We start from the raw sequence: 16,269 nt of genomic DNA on the forward strand, positions 1-16,269 counted from the left end.
ATATCTTTAGAGAGGAGCCCCCATTTTAGCTTTAAGGTAAATGTCAGATCAAAGTGTGTACTTTGCGCGTACTTTGATCAATTTAAGCCTGCGCCATATTTCCGCGGTTTTATACCCCTGTCAACATCATTGAGATAATGAATAAAAATATCCGCTCCCTCTTGCGCAAATAAGCACGCTACGGCTTTACCAATTCCACTATCTCCTCCCGTGATTAAAACCTTCTTTCCTTTTAACTTATTACTTGCTTGGTAGTTTGGAATTAGAAAAATAGGTAAGGGATGCATTTTTCCTTCTACTCCGGGTTGCCTATTTTGGTGTTGAGGGGGGCGTTGAATCTTATTTTTTTTCATAATAGAAATCCTTTTTTATTCATTTCTTTATTAGAAATCATTTAAAATTCATTTCTTGCCCATTGTGATTTTAGAAAGATAAGCAAGATATTTCTATTGATAAAAGTTAAGATTTATTTAGTCAATTTTGCCCAAATATATCCTATACCTGCCGCAATTAAGACCGAAGTCATGGGTTTATTTTTTATTTTCCATGAAAGATTGTTTACATGCTTCTCTATAGATTGTTCAAATTCGCAAACTTTGTTCAAACCTTCTTCCAATATTTGACATGAAGCATGTTCTAAATGCTCTTTTGCTGTTAATGAGGCTTCTTTGTTGTATTCGTCCATGTGTATCTCCCTAAGATAATATCTCTAAATATAGTCGATATTTTTTAAATGAAATTTTATAAAAACCTTAATTAATACTAGTCATTTTCCTTAGATTGACTGGGAATTGGAATTCAGGAACTATGCTAAAGCTGTATTAACTCACAAAGGAAAGAAAAATGAATAACCAAATGGATAAAGAGAAATTACAAAAGCATCATACATCAGCAGCAGAGCATCATAAAAAAGCTTATGAGCATCATAATGAAGCTGCGAAACACCACCAATCTGGAGAGCATGAAAAAGGTCATCACCATGCACATTTAGCTCGTGGACACCAAGAGCACGCTCACCATCACTCTTCAGAAGCAGCAAAGCACTCAGCTGGGGATGAGCGTAACAATAAATAAGAGAATTTAAATCCACGAATTTGCTCTTCTTTAATTGTATGTTTTAGTTAAACCCTTCACATTTAGGAGAACATTGTGAATAAAGATATTTTTCAAGGAAAGTGGGAAGAAGTAAAAGGAAAAATGAAAAAAACTTGGGGTAAATTAACTGATGATGATTTTAAAGTTATTGAAGGGGCTCATCAAGAAATTTATGGAAAATTACAAAAGCACTATGGTTACTCGAAAGATGAGGCTGAGAAAGCGGTAAAAGATTTTCGAGATCAATTATAAGATAAGGATTAACATGAAAAAATTAATTTTAGCTGTTTTTATATTATCATCCAATGTAGGTTTTTCAGCTACGGATATGAATACTAATTGGAACTGTACTACCAATGCGAGCAGTAGTGATGTAGCTGCAGATAAGGCCGCCGATGATCAAATGGCTAATAAGCAAGGTCCAGTAGCAGATTCCTTTGCTTTTGCAGCAAAAAACTGTAGAGATTGTACTAAAATCACCTGCGAGCAGAAATAAATAAAAGTTAGACTAGGATTTCAAAAAAATCTTAGTCTAGTTACTTATCTTTTAAAAGTGGAATAATTTTATGAGTGAATCTATAAAAAATTCAAAACCTCAAACGCCACCTATGGAAGATCCTCCTTTGCCCGATTTTTATGAACCTAGTCCAGGTCAAATACCCCCTAACTCCACTCCAAAGGATAAGGATTATAAAGAAAAGAAAAAGGAAAAAATCAGAAGGAAAGATAAATAGATACTCTTTTTCAATAGCCACCTCTCGGTGGCTATTTAGATTGATTATTTTTTTAAGAGTCTTGAGATGATAAATCCTATTCCTCCTGCAATAAGCAAAGAAGTTAAAGGATTTTCTTTTACTTTTTGCAGCAGTTCATCTGCATACTCTTCTACACATTCTTCCATGTTGTTAAATTGTTTTTTACTTTCTTGATACATGTCCGACATAGAATCTTTCACTTGCTCGGTCATCGATTCAGCTTTGTCTTGAGCATTAGCACTATACTCATTTAATTTATTTTTTATTTCAGTAGTCCCTTTATTCATATCCATTTTAGTCTCCAAATCATATTCAAATATTGCACTGCACCATCTAAGACTAGCCTTCTATATCTTTTTGTCAACGTTAAATAAGGAAAACCCCTTAAGATAAAGGCTATACCTAGGAAAGAAAGTTTGGATTAAATTTAGAACTATAATAAATAAAATATTCTTTCAATAAAGAATATTCTCACATGGACGCTTTACTTTGACGAAAAAGGAGGTTGCTATGAGTAAAGGAGATAAATCAAGTTATACAGATAAACAGAAACGTAAAGCTGAGCACATTGAAGACTCTTATGAGAAAAAAGGAGTTTCTAAAAAAGAGGCTGAGGAGCGAGCTTGGCGTACTGTAAATAAACAAGATGGGGGCGGTAAGAAAAAGTAAGCCTCTAAGAGGTCTTAAATTCATTTAAGGCCTCTTTAAAAGCTCTAATTTTAAAAATTACAACTTATCTAAACCAAGTGATTGATTCACACTCCAAAAATCGTTCCATGGATCTTCTTTTAAATTTTTTAATCGGAGTAGTAAGCCTCTCATGTTAAACGTATTATCCTCCATCCGATCACTTAGTTCTTCCCAGGAAAGAGGAGTCGCAATAGGTGCATGAAGATGGGCTCGTGTAGAATAAGGTCCTATGGCTGTTGCAGTTTTTTGATTGCGTAAATAATCAACAAATATTTTCCCCGATCGTTTTGATTTAGTCATTTTACTAATATAATTTTCCGGTTTTATTTGTTCTAAAAATTGGACGAATACCTTCGTAAAGTTCTTTATTTCTTCCCAATCATATTCTGGTCTTATAGGTATCACGACATGTAATCCTTTTCCTCCAGTGCTTTTTACAAAAGATTGAAGATTATACTCTTCCAAATATTTACGGACTTCGCGCGCGCCTTCAACGACCTTTCTCCAAGGCACGTCAGGGGCAGGATCTAAATCAAAAATGATTATATCCGGTTGATCTAAATGGGAAATAGTACTTCCCCATGGGTGAATTTCTAAAACGCCCATTTGTATAAGACTTAACAGACCTTGCTTATCATTTAAATAAATATATTTCTCTATTTCATCTTCATTTTCTATCTCTACTGGATGAAGCGCTTTGGGAGTACCCTTGTTATAATGACGCTGATAAAAACAGTTCCCATAATCAGAAGGGCAGCGCACCAGCGTTAAAGGTCTTAACGTGATGTAAGGCAAAATGTAATCACTTACAGCGTCATAATAATCGAAAAGATCTTGCTTTGTTATATTATCCTCCGGATAGAGAATTTTAGAAGGATGGGTTAATTTAACGATATTTTGCGTTTTTGTTTTTGGATGTTCTTCTTTTATCTTTTCGACAGGTATTTCACGCTCTCTAATAACTTCATTTGCTTTTTTATCAAGTCGCATTCCTTTAAAACTAGGATGCCGTAAATGTCCATCTTGAGTCCATTCAGTAAACTCAATTTCAGCCACTAAGGTTGGCTTAACCCAAGTTGCAGTAGTATATCCCGGTGGATTCGATGTAAATGGGTTTTTTCGAGCTTTGTTTTCCACTAGCTGCTTATGAATCGTTTTCAAAGTAGATTCGGTAAAGCCTGTCCCTACATTACCTGTATACTCCAGTTCTCCTTTATCATTGAAAACACCTAAAAATAGAGAACCAAAGGATTGGCGCCCCCCTTTAGGGGGGGTATATCCTCCGATTACAAACTCCTGACGTTTTAGGCATTTTATTTTTAACCAATCTTTAGTGCGCTTGGAGGTGTACGTACTATCCATTCGCTTCGAAATGATCCCTTCTAAACCATATTGACAGGAATGTTCAAACATTAATTGACCTTCTTTGACAATATGATCACTAAAAGTCAAAGTTGAAGATTTAAAATTTAAAATATTTTTGAGAATAGATTTTCTTTCAATTAATGGCAGAGTTCTTAAGTCATATTGATCAAAATAAAGAATATCAAATAAAAAATATACAAAATTACTATTTTTTTTATTTTTTATTGCGTTTTGTAACAATTGAAAATCTGATTTTCCTTCTTTGTCTAAGAGAACGACCTCTCCATCCAAAATAATATGTTCATAGGGTAAATCTTTGATTGCTTCTGCTATAGAAAATAAATCGTCAGTCCAATCCTTATTGTTGCGTGATTTTAATGTGACATCATTCCCTTTCTTAAATGCTAAAATCCTATAACCATCAAATTTAACTTCGTGAAGCCAGTTTTCTCCACTCGGCGGTGTATCCACTAAAGTTGCAAGTTGGGGAGGGATAAAATGAGGAAAAGCCACCTTAGTTAGACCCTCAGGGAGTAAAATGACAGGGGGGGGCGATTTGAGCTGTGTACGTGTTTTTTTCCTGTTTTTAGAGTCACCACTCTCCCAAACATCTTCTGCATTTTTAGCAATTTGTTCCATGGTTTGATTGGTTTTAATACTTTTATTTAATTTCTCAGTTATCTTATAATCCGCCTGTTCTTTTGCATATTCATCATCATATTTTATTAAAAACCAATGTTTTTCATCTTTAAAGCGTATTAAATCCCATCGGCCTTTTAACTTTTCTGCATGTAACTCAAATCGCAAATGCCCTTTTTCATAAGCTAAGTAAGGATCGGGGTCTAATGGCTCCCATGTACCTTTGTCCCACAGCATTACGGTGCCTCCACCATATTGCCCTTTGGGAATAATTCCTTCAAAAGCCCCATATTCGATAGGATGATCTTCAACATGCATAGCCAATCGTTTCACTTTCGGATCCAGGCTAGGGCCTTTAGGTATGGCCCAACTTTTTAAAACGCCCTTAAGCTCAATACGAAAATCATAATGCATATGGCTGGCGGCATGCTTTTGAATAACAAATAAATAAGAATCTTGGGTATTTAGTATTCCCTTCGGTTCAGGAGTTTTAGAAAAATCCCTTTTTTTATGATAGCGTCCCAGTCCCATGAGCTTCTCCCTTAATATGTTCATCTCCATTTGGGTCTTTTATTTATATTTTAGACTAGGGATATCCCATAACTTGTTTTTTCTATAAAAATAATAGAATTTAATTAAATACTTAAAAACTCAATGTAATTGCTAAATTGTACCTTTTTGGTAATGATTTATAAAAAATCAAAGGATTGAAATGATTCGTAAAGAATTAACTGAGATTATTTCATTTTTAAAATTAAATAATCTCAAATTAAGCACAGCGGAGTCTTGTACCGCGGGCTGTATTATACATTTATTAAGTAAAATACCTAAGAGCGGAGAGGTTTTAGATACGGGTTTTGTTGTCTACTCAGAAGAAGCTAAATTAAAAATTCTAGGCGTAAAAAAGAAAACCATCGATGAGTTTAATCTTACTAGTGAAGAGGTGGCACGGGAAATGGCGGAGGGCGCGCTGAAGTTATCCTGTGGAAATATTGCTATATCAACAACAGGTATTGCGGGTTCTAAACCCATTGATGGAATCATACCCGGTACAATTTGTTTTGCTTGGTTAATAAATCACGAAAATAAAAAAGTAATATTTTCGGAAACCGTTATATTTTCAGGATCAAAGTCGAAAAAACAAAAATTAGCTGCATTATATTCTTTAGAGAGAATACCCTTTTATTTTAATAAACAGATAAAGGATATGTCATGAAAAAATATATTAAGAAAGCGCGTCAATTTTTTCATAGACTAGGTCCAGGTCTTATAACGGGCATTTCTGATAATGATCCTTCTGGAATTGCAACCTGCGCTCAGTCAGGAGCTAAGTTTGGGTTTGGACAATTATGGTCTATCTTACTGATGCTACCGCTAATGACCGCTATTCAAGAAATGTGTGCTCGCATTGGGGCTACCAAAAATAAGGGGATAGCTTCTACGATTCAAAAATATTATGGAAATAAGTTATTAATACCTTTAGTGTTCTTTTTATTTATAGCCAATACAATAAATTTAGGCGCTGATTTAGGAGCAATGAGTGCTGCTCTAGCATTACTTATTCCAATAAGTAACTATATTTCCTTGGTTTTTTTTACGGTGATTATTCTTTTTTCGGTTATTTATTTCAAATATGAGATGTATGTTAAAATTTTAAAGTGGCTATGTGTTTTTATCCTAGTTTATCCGATTTCACTTTTTATCGTGGAAACGCCCTGGAGCGAACTTATTAAAAATACTTTAATACCCAATATTACGTTCTCAAAAGATTATTTTTTTATGTTAACTGCTTTATTTGGTACGAGTATTTCTCCCTATATGTTTTTTTGGGAGTCATCCCAAGAAGTTGAGGAAAATAAAAAGAGAAAAATTTCTAAATCTAATGGTTTGGTGCAAGTATCCGCTATAAGAATGAGTTCTTTAAGAAAAGATAACTTTTTTGGTATGTTTTTGTCGCAAATTTGTACGTGGGCGATAATTGCTGTTATTGGAATTACCTTACATACTCACGGAATTAAAAATATTCAAACTGCAGCTGATGCTGCTAAAGCCTTAGAGCCAATAGTTCAGGGTTTTCCTTATGCTGGGTATATCGCCAAATTAATTTTTTCCCTGGGGATAATTGGGCTTGGAATGCTAAGTGTCCCAATCCTAGCTACTTCCTCTTCTTATGCGATTGCTGGCTTATTAAAATGGAAAAATGGACTGTTTCATGACTTCGATGAAGCAAAATGTTTTTATGGAGTCATTATTTTATCTTTTATAATAGGATTAATAATGAATTTATTGCATGTCAATTTAATCCAAGGATTAATAATTGCTGCAGTAATTAATTGCATTGTGGCCTTGCCGCTTATTTTTATTATCCTTCTTATTTCAAATAACAAAAAAATCATGGGTAAATATAAAAATAAATGGTTATCTAATACGCTAGGGTGGCTCACTTTTGTGCTAATGACTTTTTCTGTAATCTTGATGTTTTATTCCTTTTTCTTTTCCTGATTCGCAATTCCAATCTGTCTTGTTTTAGGTAGATATTCGGAATATTTTTCTTGTAAAATATTAAAAAACTGCTCTCTAATTTCAGCGCGGAATTCTGAAATTTTTTCACCTTCAGTGGTGCTGACTTGAACACGAATTTGAACTGAGTTTTCCTCTAATTTATTAATTAATATTCTTTTAATATTTTTATCCCAATAAGATGATTTATTTAAAACCTCATCTAATTCTTTTCGCAGAACTGAAATAGGTAGCAAATAATCAATATAAAAATAAACACTTGTAATTAAGCTATTTCCTTTTCGTCCAAGACTTTCTACTTTATTTTCTAAAAAGTAACTGATTGGCATAATCATACGATGATTATCTTTCATACGTAATAGAACATTTGTTAGAGTAATCTCTTCAATAATGGCCCATTGTTTATCAATAAATAACGTATCACCGATTTTAAGAGAACCATTTAAGATAATCCAAAATCCTGAAAAGATTGCACTTAATGTTTTTTGACCTGCAAAACCTATTATCGCAGTTAAGAATCCTGCAGAAGCTAAAAGACTAACTCCCATATTACGTACATTGCTGAAGCTCATTAAAATAGCGGCAATTGCTATAAGGCCAATAACAACAAACCCTATATCTTTCAACAAATGCATTTTGGTATATATTTCAGTAACCTGTATCCGTGTTTCTATTGATAAGGAGCGCATTTTTTGTTCGTAAATATCTTCCAGGGTATTTAAAACTTGGATTCCTATCCAGCTGATTGCCAAAATTAGGGTAATCGTAAAAATTTTATTAGCATATATCATTTGTTTTAATGGAAGGAGCATTGTAAATAAAATATTTAGCCACACTAAGATAAAAATAATTTTTGAACTACTTTTTATATTTTTTAATATTAATGCTAAGGAAGAATTTGAGACGCTCAATTTTTGAGAGTAATACGTACACGTGAAAATGAGTAAGTTATATAATGCCAGAAGTATTGCTGTAATTATAAGTAAATTGGCTGCCTTTTCACTAATAATGAAGAAAACCGACCAGCTTTGCAAAGATGGATAAACGTTTAGGAAGCTAGTAAGTAAAAAAATTAAACTTAAAAATAAAAGAATAAGCGGCCATTTAACAGAGCGCCAAATAATTCGTTCTTTTAAGTTTTTTTTCTTTATAATCGGCTTCATAGCTTCTCTTCCATAAAGTGATCGTTAAAAATTTAAAAAAGAGATTTGATAAAAATATAAGCTTTATAGGTTAATAAAAGGGCTGCACGTAGTAGATAAAAAAGTATTAAGAGATATATTAAACTTAAAATAAACGTCATTAGGATAAGAAATCCATCTCGTTCAACAATTCCCATTGATATCATAATGATAGCCGAAGAAGAAATAAAATCCACATAAGGAGCAGGCAACATTAATAGAAAGCTCAATATAAATATAAAAATTACTAAAAAATATCTAATAATTGGGGAACTAAGAAATGTAGCTCTTTTTTTAATGTATCGTTCTAGAAATTGAATGTATGGAATTATTTTTAAAATACCCTCATTTATATTTGAAGGTACTTTCCTTTCTTTTAATTTCGAAGGGAGCCAAATTTTTTTGCGACCTGCTAATAATTGCACACTAATTAACGCAATCATCAATCCAAAAAGGGCGGAAAATCCAGGAATAAAAGATAATGGAGTAGCAGGAGGTATTGCTAATAATATAATCAAAAAGAAATTATCTTTTTGATTAAATTTATCTAATAATTGCTCAAAGGTAATTTCTTTGGAATTTGATCCAGTAGCTAATTTTTTTAAGCGAGTGGATATTTTCATTTAAGATCTTTTAGCATCATTTCAAAATCCTTTTACTATAATTTGGAAAACCCAAAGGTTTTTAGTCTCATTAATTTCTAATTGTTACAAAGTATATTTGTTATTATTTTAAATTCAAATTAAGAAAACTTATTATGGAAGATCAATTGGATTCTTATTCTATTTTTTATGGGGATGACTCGATTCCGGGTATTTCTCGTGAAAAAAATAAAGATTCATTTATATATTTTGATCCCAACGGAACTAAAATAACCAATAAAAAAACATTACAAAGAATAGCTTCTTTATGTATTCCGCCTGCTTATACCCGTGTGTGGATTTCTCCTTTTGAAAATAGTCACATCCAAGCCACCGGGCGAGATATTAAAGGGAAAAAACAATATTGCTATCATCCGCTGTGGAAAGTAATTAGAGATGAAAATAAATTCAAATCTCTGATACCTTTTGGAAGGATGTTACCTATCGTTCGTAAAAAGGTAAAAAGAGAATTAAATAAACCAGCATTAATGAATAAACCCCAGGTCATATGTGCAATAATTTATCTTTTGGATAATTTTTTTATAAGAATTGGTAATACAATATATGAAAAATTAAATAACTCTTACGGAATAACTACTCTAAGGAAAAAACATCTAGAATTAAGTTCTACAAAAGCTATTTTGGATTTTAAAGGTAAAAATTCTCATCCATGGCATGTCATTCTGAAGGATAAAAAACTTATTAAGATTTTAAAAAAATGTGAGTCTATTCCAGGTTATAGGTTATTTAAATATTTAGATGAAAACAATAATCCTATAGAAATTAGCTCACAAGATGTTAATTTATATTTACAAAATTTAACTCAATGTGACTTTACAGCAAAGGATTTTCGTACGTGGGCAGCATGTAAGGAAGTGCTCTATCGTTTATCTAAAATTAACTATGATGCAGAACAATTAAAAAATATTATATTAGAAGTTGCAGACTTATTAGGACATACACCTACTATTTGTAAGAAATGTTATATTCTACCCGAAATAATTAATCAATGGAAAAAAAATAATCTTGAACTTTGGGTGAAAAAACATCCGACATTAAAAGAAAATAAAGATCGTTTATTATTAAAGTGGTTAGAAGAGAATATAAACGACATTAAATTTTAGATTTAAAGTTAATATTAATTTTAAATCAAATTAAAAATAAAAAATTATTTTTAATTGCGTCAGGGAGGAATCATAATGCTTTCTTATATTTACTCAATAAATCAAGATCATGGTTTAATATATATTTTCATTCGCGCTATTTTACTCTTAATCTTTTGTACCCTAATTTTAAGATTTGGAAATAGACGCTTTAAATTAAATAGTTCTTTTGATCTATTAGCTATTGTAATTTTGGGAGGATTAATTAGTAGAGGAATAACGGGTCCAGCTACTTTAATTTCTACTCTTATAGGAGTATCCGGTATCGTAGTAGTACATAAAACCTTGGCTATTCTTTGTCGAAAATTCTCATTCTTTGAAAATTTCTTTAAAGGAGAACGGTATCTTCTTATAAAAAATGGGACTCTTAAACACAAAACATTAAACCAATTAAATATCACCGAAAAAGATATCACAGAACAGATGCGGCAACAGATAAATCGCTCTTCTTATAAAAATGTTATTTCTGCCTATTTAGAAAGAACAGGTCAAATTTCCTTTGTCTTAAAAGAGTAATTATTAGGGATAAACTTAATTGCGAGATGTTTAAATTACTCTACTCTTATAAAGGATGTATAAAATTCATTTTTAAAAGGAATCGATATGAATTTACTTCTATTTATCATTTTAATTGTTATCCTTATAGGCCTTCTACCTACATGGCCTTATAGTTCTGGATGGGGGTATTATCCCAGTGGCGGTATTGGATTAATACTTCTTATTTTAATTATTGTATTACTAGCACGCGGTGGTTAGCAAAGGGCCGCTTGGCCCTTTTTTCTCTACAATTGTCAAAAATAATACATTTTTCATCTGAGTTATTTTTTATATGTCCTATAATGTCTAATGAAAAACCACAGGAGAGAAATTATGGAAAATTTTAATATAGTAAGAACAGAGGATGTCAAAGGAAAAGACGTAAAATCACCTGAGTTAGAATCTCTGGGAGAAATTGAAGAAATTGTACTTGATAAATTCACTGGGGAGGCAAGATATGTGGTTTTATCTTTCGGTGGATTTTTAGGGTTAGGTGAAAAATATTTTGCCTTTCCTTGGAAAAGTATCAGTTACAATCCTGATGAAGAGTGTTTTATTTTAAATATTAATAAATCAAAACTAAAAAAAGAATATGGATTTGATAAGGATCACTGGCCCGATATGGCAACATGGCCTAAGACTATAGATGCCTACTATGATCCATTAATATAAAAACAAGAAAATAAAACGGCGCTGAAATTCGGCGCCGTTTTATTAAATTTTGGTGTAATTTTTTGCCCCTCAAAAAACTATACTATAATTTATAAAATATGATGAGAAATGAACACATCACGTTGTTTTCAAATACCAAAAGTGGCTGGATAGTAGTAAAGAGGGAGCCACATCAAAAGCAAGTTTACCATTTCGAAATCAAAAGAAGCTGTAGAGTGGGTATAAAGATAGGCATGGAAATGATCCACGAAGTATTAAGGCTAAGAAATAAATAACTCAAAATATTATTTCATATATAAAACTAGGGGAAAGTAGCTTACAGTACTCGAGCTAGAACTGGACAATTAATAAAAGCTTTTCGTGGTCAATCTTATTTTTAAAGAATTTATAATTGGGAGTAAGAGAATGGCACGATCAATATGGAAAGGCGATATTTCTTTTGGGCTTGTATCAATTCCTATTTCTTTGATTTCTACAGAAGAAAATAATGAAATCCATTTCCATTTATTGAATGCAAAAACTAAGTCGAGAATAAAATATCAACGAGTGGATGAGAGCACAGGAAAAGAAGTAGGATGGGAAGATATTGTTAAAGGGTATGAATATGATAAGGGTAGTTATCTTATAGTAAATGAAGAAGCATTTGAAAAAGCGAGTCCTGAATTATACAAAACAATAGATATTGAAGAATTTGTGGATTTAGATGAGATCGATAGTCTCTACTTTACTAAACCTTATTATTTAATCCCTGAGGGAAAAAATAAGAAGGCATATGTTCTACTTCGTGAAGCATTAAAAAAAACAAATAAAGTGGGGGTGGCCAAAACAATATTGCGCACTAAAGAATACTTAAGTCTAATTCTTCCACATCAAAACACTATATTGCTTTATTTAATTCATTTTCAGGATGAAATACGTTCAGAAGAAGAGTTAAATGTTCCTAAAGAAGAGGTCAAAACTTATAAAATTTCTGAGAAAGAAATTAAGATGGCAATGGATTTAATAAAGGATATGTCAAATAAATGGGAGCCTGAAAAATATCATAATGAATATAGGGAAGTTTTACAAAAATGGTTAGATAAACAAACAGAAGCTCTTTTGAAATCAGGTAAAAAGGTTACTAAAGCTGCAAAAAGCCACGATTCAGTAATTGATTTTGTATCTCTTCTAAAAGAAAGCATGAAAAAGAAACCTGTTAAAACCAAAAAATCAGGATAGAAACAAATTCTTTAATCCAAAGGTTTCGATTTAATGAGTACATCTGCTGTTCAATCATGCAATATCAAGAATGAAAAGTAAAAATAGTTTGAGTCAAGACTATTTTTTTAAATTTTATTTGTATAACATAGCTATGTTCTAGCTTTCGTCAAAGTCTTGACTCCCTGTGGATATTTATCTCCATCCAAAAATCAATTAACAATCTCCTGAACGGATAAGTCTTGCTGCGCTTGTTTTGTTTCTACTGAATTTTTCAGTTATCTTATTTAAGTTATTCACAATTTCTGTGGATAAGTCTGTTTATATGTGGGTTAATTCTTTGTGGGTAGATACTACTCTTCTTAGTCCACTTTGAGTTGCCCAAAAATGAACCATCAATGGATGGAACAGGGGAATTTCCTGTAGCATCTGTGATTTAAGAACGCTTCATTTAAGTTGGAGGTTTGATTCTTCTGTCTTTTCTGGCATTTGAAAGTCTTTTTTATCTGGGAGACTTTTTAACTCCTCTGCTGATGGAGACAAGGAGCCACCGGTAAACTCCTGTTTGCTGCCGTCAGGTCCTGGTTTATAGAGCTTTCCATCGCCATTTGAAAAAGCAATGACTTTATTGGTTTTGTCATCAACCATCAGAAAGCTTCTTCCTTCTTTGGCTTCCTCTTGAAAAAATTCTGCCATATCCTTTTCTGATTTAAACGTCATACTTAAATTTCCGTCTTTATCTTTCTTGGGTTGATTTTGTTTGTACCAATCGTCGGAACCAAATTTTTTATCGAAGGCTTTAAGAAGTTCATCAGTATGTTCGCTTTGAATTTTTGCAGATCTTTTCTGACTCTCAGTAAGCTTATCCAAAGCAGTTGCAATTTGTACCTCTGGTTTGGCTACACTGCCTGAAGGAGATGATAAACTTAAACCATCCTCCCTGTTACTTTGCGCCTGTTGAACCGCTTTTGCTTCGTTTCTATTATGTTCACAAATATCAACATAATCTTTATACGCTTTTTTACTGGCTTCGTCGTTTTGCGCTTTGATTTGAGTATATTTTTCATAGGCCTTATCTTTGGCATCTATATAATCCTGATGGCGTTGAAGGTATTCTTCATAACTGATTTTTCCTTGGGCTTGAAGTTCTGAGTCTTCAGCATGTTTTTTATCAAGAGCATCCCAGGTTTTTTGTGCTTCTTCATAGGCAGCATCTGATTTGGCGTTGTTAAGATTATATGTACTCTTATAAACATTATAGGCTGCTTTATTGGTTGCCTCTATCGCATTATGAAGACTTTGAGGATAGTTAGATAACTTCATTGCCTGTTTTAATTTTTTTTCAAGTTCACGTTGCAGTCGTAGATATTCTTCCAAATATTTTTTGTGAACTTGTTCGCTTTTTTCTACTGACATGATTATTAGATAAGCAGGTATTCATAATAAAATTATAGGCAATTAGTTAAAGATATTTGAGCGTTTTGAATATTTACTTAATTTGAAGTTGCTTTAATGGGGCTTAACAGTTATTTCGGAATTAACTATTAGCCCCAGTGGGTTACCATAAATAATTAGCTTTCTATGGCCATTTTATTATTATCCAATTGATTTTACTAATGTATCCTTGTTCGTGATTCATCTTTCTTTAATACTTTTTTATAATGCATTTTCTTATTATCTGTCTTTTTAATTGTGGTAGATTTTTTAGAGCGTTCTTTTTCTTGTAAAGAAAGGAATAACTGTTGTTTTAAATAGTGCATCTGTTCTTTTATGTCATAAGCTTCCTCTCTAGATAGAACTTTTTTTGCTTTATCAAAAATAGTTCCTTCTTCTTCACTGACATGGTGTTCGACAATTCTTTTTAACTTATTAACTTTATTTACCCAGGGAGCACCATATTCTGTTGAATGAAGAATTAATTTAATTTGATTTTCAATTTCCTTATGTTCTTTTTTTCCATGAGTCGCTTCTTCTTTAGTTAAATCATAGTGTTTTAAGGCTTTATAGAACGTTTCTTGCTCAGAATGAGCATGTATAAGGAGTTCTTGAGCAATTAAAGCAACAATTTGCTTTCTACGGGTTGGAAGCTCAGATTGTTCAAATTGATCGAATAAATGAGCTACATGATCATGGTCCATTTTTAAATATTCATAAATATCCATATTAATTCTCCTATTAAGGGGTCATTACTACTTTAATGCATCCATTTTCTCTCGCATTAAACGTTTCATAAGCATCAGGAGCATTTTTTAATTTAATACGGTGGGTGATAATTTTAGAAGGGTCAATTGCTCCATCCAAAATTTTGTTTAACAGAAGTTTCGTATATCGTGGTACGTGTGTTTGTCCCATCTTAAAGGTTAAACCTTTATTCATAGCCATTCCTATAGGAATGTTGTCTAAATTTCCTACATAAACACCTGGGATGGATAAAGTTCCCCCTTTCGCACAGCATTTTATTGCTTCTCGCAGAACATGAGCTCGCCCTGAGGTCATGTAAGCCGCTTGCTTTACACGATCAATTATAGAGTCGTAGGAAGGGCCTACATGAGCCTCACATCCTACGGCATCAATACATGAATGAGGTCCTCTTCCTTTTGTCATGACCATTAAAGCCTCATAAACATCTTCCTTTTCAAAATTAATAATTTCCGCTCTTCCATAAGTTTCAGCCAATTTTAAACGCTCTGGTACGGAGTCAATGGCAATTACCCGCTCAGCTCCTAACATCCATGCGCTTTGGATAGCGAATTGGCCTACTGGCCCACAACCCCATATTGCCACAATATCACCAGAGCTAATCTGACAATTTTCCGCAGCCATGTAGCCAGTAGGTAAAATATCGCTTAAAAATAAAACTTTTTCGTCTTCAATATCGGAAGGTACTTTAATAGGGCCAACATCAGAGTAGGGTACTCGAACAAATTCAGCTTGCCCCCCTGAATATCCACCTAATAAATGTGAATAACCAAACAATCCTGCAGGAGATTGCCCTAGTTGTTGTTTAGCTAATTCACTATTGGGGTTGGAACATTCGCATAGAGCAAATAATTTTCGTTTACAAAAAGAACATTTACCACAAGAAATGGTGAAAGGAACAACTATTTTATCACCTGCTTTTAATTTTTTATTTCCAGGGTGCACATCTACAACCTCTCCCATAAATTCATGGCCTAAAATGTCTCCTGACTCCATAGTAGGCATCATATCGTTATAAAGATGTAAATCCGAACCACAAATTGCAGTAGATGTAACTCTAATTATGGCATCTTGCTCATTGATTATGTGGGGTGCGGGAACTGTTTCTATTTGAACATCATGCTTTCCATGCCAACATAGTGCTTTCATAATTAGCCCTCCTCATCCGTGATTAATTGGTTGCTATTCATTAGAGTTTAGTTTAAGCTTCACCTGTTTTGTTAAGGAATAGAATAAAAGATGGGCTGAAATTGCTCTATTTGATTTTTATTTGACAAAACGTGAATTAAATATTATATTTAGAAACGTGGTTAAGAAATTTTCCTCATTTCCCTATTAGCAAAGCACCGTATGGTGATTTGTAAGAGCTCAATATTAATAAAAATAGTAGATTTTTTCGATAAATATCTTCTTGTATTTAATCCCTGAGCAAATTATTCAGCGAAAGCGAAACATTATAGCCTTTTGGGCGCGATCATTAATAAATGAAAGACAAACTGTGTGGGCACTTTGAATAACCTTTGAGTGCTTAGAAGTATAAAGAAGTAAAGAAGCTGGTTTTAAACTAGCACAGGAATTGAACTGAAGAGTTTGATCCTGGCTCAGATTGAACGCT

At 32.7% G+C, this 16,269-nt stretch carries 21 protein-coding genes; 12 read left to right on the plus strand and 9 right to left on the minus strand.

Annotated features, from left to right (window positions below):
* Positions 1 to 77 precede the first annotated feature (77 nt).
* Both ACWTEW_RS24315 and ACWTEW_RS24320 read right to left on the minus strand, forming a co-directional pair.
* Positions 78 to 353, minus strand: coding sequence for a Rossmann-fold NAD(P)-binding domain-containing protein (locus tag ACWTEW_RS24315; RefSeq protein ID WP_454783539.1), 276 nt, complete (start codon positions 351 to 353; stop codon positions 78 to 80).
* 113 nt (positions 354 to 466) lie between these two features.
* Positions 467 to 685 carry a hypothetical protein gene (locus tag ACWTEW_RS24320; RefSeq protein WP_454783540.1) on the minus strand — a complete coding sequence of 73 codons (219 nt, stop codon included), beginning with the start codon at positions 683 to 685 and terminating at the stop codon, positions 467 to 469.
* A gap of 158 nt (positions 686 to 843) precedes the next feature.
* Here ACWTEW_RS24320 and ACWTEW_RS24325 point away from each other — a divergent pair, with 158 nt between their 5' ends.
* From ACWTEW_RS24325 to ACWTEW_RS24340, 4 genes are all read left to right on the plus strand, one after another.
* On the plus strand, positions 844 to 1,074 hold the full coding sequence (locus tag ACWTEW_RS24325) for a hypothetical protein (protein ID WP_454783541.1): 231 nt from the start codon (positions 844 to 846) through the stop codon (positions 1,072 to 1,074).
* Between the two features lie 75 nt (positions 1,075 to 1,149).
* Positions 1,150 to 1,347 carry a CsbD family protein gene (locus ACWTEW_RS24330; RefSeq protein ID WP_454783542.1) on the plus strand — a complete coding sequence of 66 codons (198 nt, stop codon included), beginning with the start codon at positions 1,150 to 1,152 and terminating at the stop codon, positions 1,345 to 1,347.
* A 13-nt stretch (positions 1,348 to 1,360) separates the two neighbouring features.
* Positions 1,361 to 1,591, plus strand: coding sequence for a hypothetical protein (locus ACWTEW_RS24335; protein ID WP_454783543.1), 231 nt, complete (start codon positions 1,361 to 1,363; stop codon positions 1,589 to 1,591).
* 70 nt (positions 1,592 to 1,661) lie between these two features.
* Positions 1,662 to 1,829, plus strand: coding sequence for a hypothetical protein (locus tag ACWTEW_RS24340; protein WP_454783544.1), 168 nt, complete (start codon positions 1,662 to 1,664; stop codon positions 1,827 to 1,829).
* A 44-nt stretch (positions 1,830 to 1,873) separates the two neighbouring features.
* Here the strand turns inward: ACWTEW_RS24340 and ACWTEW_RS24345 are convergent, their stop codons facing one another.
* Positions 1,874 to 2,143 (minus strand): ElaB/YgaM/YqjD family protein, encoded by a 270-nt coding sequence (locus ACWTEW_RS24345; protein ID WP_454783545.1) that lies wholly within the window; start codon positions 2,141 to 2,143, stop codon positions 1,874 to 1,876.
* Between the two features lie 217 nt (positions 2,144 to 2,360).
* Here ACWTEW_RS24345 and ACWTEW_RS24350 point away from each other — a divergent pair, with 217 nt between their 5' ends.
* On the plus strand, positions 2,361 to 2,519 hold the full coding sequence (locus ACWTEW_RS24350; protein ID WP_454783546.1) for a hypothetical protein: 159 nt from the start codon (positions 2,361 to 2,363) through the stop codon (positions 2,517 to 2,519).
* Positions 2,520 to 2,576: 57 nt separating this feature from the next.
* On the opposite strand, the gene ligD is transcribed toward ACWTEW_RS24350, so the two are convergent.
* Entirely contained in the window at positions 2,577 to 5,075 is a 2,499-nt protein-coding gene (gene ligD / locus ACWTEW_RS24355; protein WP_454783547.1) for a DNA ligase D, read from the minus strand.
* Positions 5,076 to 5,256: 181 nt separating this feature from the next.
* On the opposite strand from ligD, the gene ACWTEW_RS24360 reads away from it, so the two are divergent.
* Both ACWTEW_RS24360 and ACWTEW_RS24365 read left to right on the plus strand, forming a co-directional pair.
* Positions 5,257 to 5,760: a CinA family protein gene (locus ACWTEW_RS24360; RefSeq protein ID WP_454783548.1), complete on the plus strand. Its 504-nt coding sequence runs from the start codon at positions 5,257 to 5,259 to the stop codon at positions 5,758 to 5,760.
* Positions 5,757 to 7,046, plus strand: a complete 1,290-nt coding sequence (locus tag ACWTEW_RS24365) for an NRAMP family divalent metal transporter (protein WP_454783549.1) — start codon at positions 5,757 to 5,759, stop codon at positions 7,044 to 7,046. Before ACWTEW_RS24360 ends, ACWTEW_RS24365 begins: the two co-directional genes overlap by 4 nt.
* On the opposite strand, the gene ACWTEW_RS24370 is transcribed toward ACWTEW_RS24365, so the two are convergent.
* A complete protein-coding gene (locus ACWTEW_RS24370) occupies positions 7,025 to 8,227 on the minus strand; it encodes a mechanosensitive ion channel family protein (RefSeq protein WP_454783550.1) in 1,203 nt (400 codons plus the stop codon). The two genes, ACWTEW_RS24365 and ACWTEW_RS24370, sit on opposite strands and share 22 nt — an antisense overlap.
* Before the next feature lie 32 nt (positions 8,228 to 8,259).
* Positions 8,260 to 8,868: an exopolysaccharide biosynthesis protein gene (locus ACWTEW_RS24375; RefSeq protein ID WP_454783551.1), complete on the minus strand. Its 609-nt coding sequence runs from the start codon at positions 8,866 to 8,868 to the stop codon at positions 8,260 to 8,262.
* Positions 8,869 to 9,002: 134 nt separating this feature from the next.
* Here ACWTEW_RS24375 and ACWTEW_RS24380 point away from each other — a divergent pair, with 134 nt between their 5' ends.
* The 5 genes from ACWTEW_RS24380 to ku all read left to right on the plus strand — a co-directional run bounded on the left by ACWTEW_RS24380 (position 9,003) and on the right by ku (position 12,476).
* Positions 9,003 to 10,010 (plus strand): DNA topoisomerase IB, encoded by a 1,008-nt coding sequence (locus ACWTEW_RS24380; RefSeq protein WP_454783552.1) that lies wholly within the window; start codon positions 9,003 to 9,005, stop codon positions 10,008 to 10,010.
* 75 nt (positions 10,011 to 10,085) lie between these two features.
* Complete coding sequence (locus ACWTEW_RS24385) at positions 10,086 to 10,565, plus strand: DUF421 domain-containing protein (protein WP_454783553.1); 480 nt, start codon at positions 10,086 to 10,088, stop codon at positions 10,563 to 10,565.
* A gap of 87 nt (positions 10,566 to 10,652) precedes the next feature.
* The gene (locus ACWTEW_RS24390) at positions 10,653 to 10,805 is read left to right on the plus strand and encodes a DUF3309 family protein (protein WP_454783554.1); all 153 of its coding nucleotides are present in this window, start codon (positions 10,653 to 10,655) and stop codon (positions 10,803 to 10,805) included.
* Positions 10,806 to 10,919: 114 nt separating this feature from the next.
* Positions 10,920 to 11,258, plus strand: coding sequence for a PRC-barrel domain-containing protein (locus ACWTEW_RS24395; RefSeq protein ID WP_454783555.1), 339 nt, complete (start codon positions 10,920 to 10,922; stop codon positions 11,256 to 11,258).
* Between the two features lie 360 nt (positions 11,259 to 11,618).
* Positions 11,619 to 12,476, plus strand: a complete 858-nt coding sequence (gene ku, locus ACWTEW_RS24400; protein WP_454783556.1) for a non-homologous end joining protein Ku — start codon at positions 11,619 to 11,621, stop codon at positions 12,474 to 12,476.
* Between the two features lie 426 nt (positions 12,477 to 12,902).
* On the opposite strand, the gene ACWTEW_RS24405 is transcribed toward ku, so the two are convergent.
* The 3 genes from ACWTEW_RS24405 to ACWTEW_RS24415 all read right to left on the minus strand — a co-directional run bounded on the left by ACWTEW_RS24405 (position 12,903) and on the right by ACWTEW_RS24415 (position 15,803).
* Positions 12,903 to 13,871 (minus strand): hypothetical protein, encoded by a 969-nt coding sequence (locus tag ACWTEW_RS24405; protein WP_454783557.1) that lies wholly within the window; start codon positions 13,869 to 13,871, stop codon positions 12,903 to 12,905.
* A gap of 197 nt (positions 13,872 to 14,068) precedes the next feature.
* Positions 14,069 to 14,617, minus strand: coding sequence for a hemerythrin domain-containing protein (locus ACWTEW_RS24410; protein ID WP_454783558.1), 549 nt, complete (start codon positions 14,615 to 14,617; stop codon positions 14,069 to 14,071).
* Positions 14,618 to 14,630: 13 nt separating this feature from the next.
* Positions 14,631 to 15,803, minus strand: coding sequence for a zinc-dependent alcohol dehydrogenase (locus ACWTEW_RS24415; RefSeq protein WP_454783559.1), 1,173 nt, complete (start codon positions 15,801 to 15,803; stop codon positions 14,631 to 14,633).
* Positions 15,804 to 16,269 lie beyond the last annotated feature (466 nt).

This window comes from Legionella stuttgartensis, from assembly GCF_977063405.2.

Bases quoted from the DNA above. Each gene is read 5' to 3' on its own strand.
- ACWTEW_RS24315 (WP_454783539.1), bottom strand. From the start codon at position 353: ATGAAAAAAAATAAGATTCAACGCCCCCCTCAACACCAAAATAGGCAA.
- ACWTEW_RS24320 (WP_454783540.1), bottom strand. From the start codon at position 685: ATGGACGAATACAACAAAGAAGCCTCATTAACAGCAAAAGAGCATTTA.
- ACWTEW_RS24325 (WP_454783541.1), top strand. From the start codon at position 844: ATGAATAACCAAATGGATAAAGAGAAATTACAAAAGCATCATACATCA.
- ACWTEW_RS24335 (WP_454783543.1), top strand. From the start codon at position 1,361: ATGAAAAAATTAATTTTAGCTGTTTTTATATTATCATCCAATGTAGGT.
- ACWTEW_RS24340 (WP_454783544.1), top strand. From the start codon at position 1,662: ATGAGTGAATCTATAAAAAATTCAAAACCTCAAACGCCACCTATGGAA.
- ACWTEW_RS24345 (WP_454783545.1), bottom strand. From the start codon at position 2,143: ATGGATATGAATAAAGGGACTACTGAAATAAAAAATAAATTAAATGAG.
- ACWTEW_RS24350 (WP_454783546.1), top strand. From the start codon at position 2,361: ATGAGTAAAGGAGATAAATCAAGTTATACAGATAAACAGAAACGTAAA.
- ligD (WP_454783547.1), bottom strand. From the start codon at position 5,075: ATGGGACTGGGACGCTATCATAAAAAAAGGGATTTTTCTAAAACTCCT.
- ACWTEW_RS24360 (WP_454783548.1), top strand. From the start codon at position 5,257: ATGATTCGTAAAGAATTAACTGAGATTATTTCATTTTTAAAATTAAAT.
- ACWTEW_RS24365 (WP_454783549.1), top strand. From the start codon at position 5,757: ATGAAAAAATATATTAAGAAAGCGCGTCAATTTTTTCATAGACTAGGT.
- ACWTEW_RS24370 (WP_454783550.1), bottom strand. From the start codon at position 8,227: ATGAAGCCGATTATAAAGAAAAAAAACTTAAAAGAACGAATTATTTGG.
- ACWTEW_RS24375 (WP_454783551.1), bottom strand. From the start codon at position 8,868: ATGAAAATATCCACTCGCTTAAAAAAATTAGCTACTGGATCAAATTCC.
- ACWTEW_RS24380 (WP_454783552.1), top strand. From the start codon at position 9,003: ATGGAAGATCAATTGGATTCTTATTCTATTTTTTATGGGGATGACTCG.
- ACWTEW_RS24385 (WP_454783553.1), top strand. From the start codon at position 10,086: ATGCTTTCTTATATTTACTCAATAAATCAAGATCATGGTTTAATATAT.
- ACWTEW_RS24390 (WP_454783554.1), top strand. From the start codon at position 10,653: ATGAATTTACTTCTATTTATCATTTTAATTGTTATCCTTATAGGCCTT.
- ACWTEW_RS24395 (WP_454783555.1), top strand. From the start codon at position 10,920: ATGGAAAATTTTAATATAGTAAGAACAGAGGATGTCAAAGGAAAAGAC.
- ACWTEW_RS24405 (WP_454783557.1), bottom strand. From the start codon at position 13,871: ATGTCAGTAGAAAAAAGCGAACAAGTTCACAAAAAATATTTGGAAGAA.
- ACWTEW_RS24410 (WP_454783558.1), bottom strand. From the start codon at position 14,617: ATGGATATTTATGAATATTTAAAAATGGACCATGATCATGTAGCTCAT.
- ACWTEW_RS24415 (WP_454783559.1), bottom strand. From the start codon at position 15,803: ATGAAAGCACTATGTTGGCATGGAAAGCATGATGTTCAAATAGAAACA.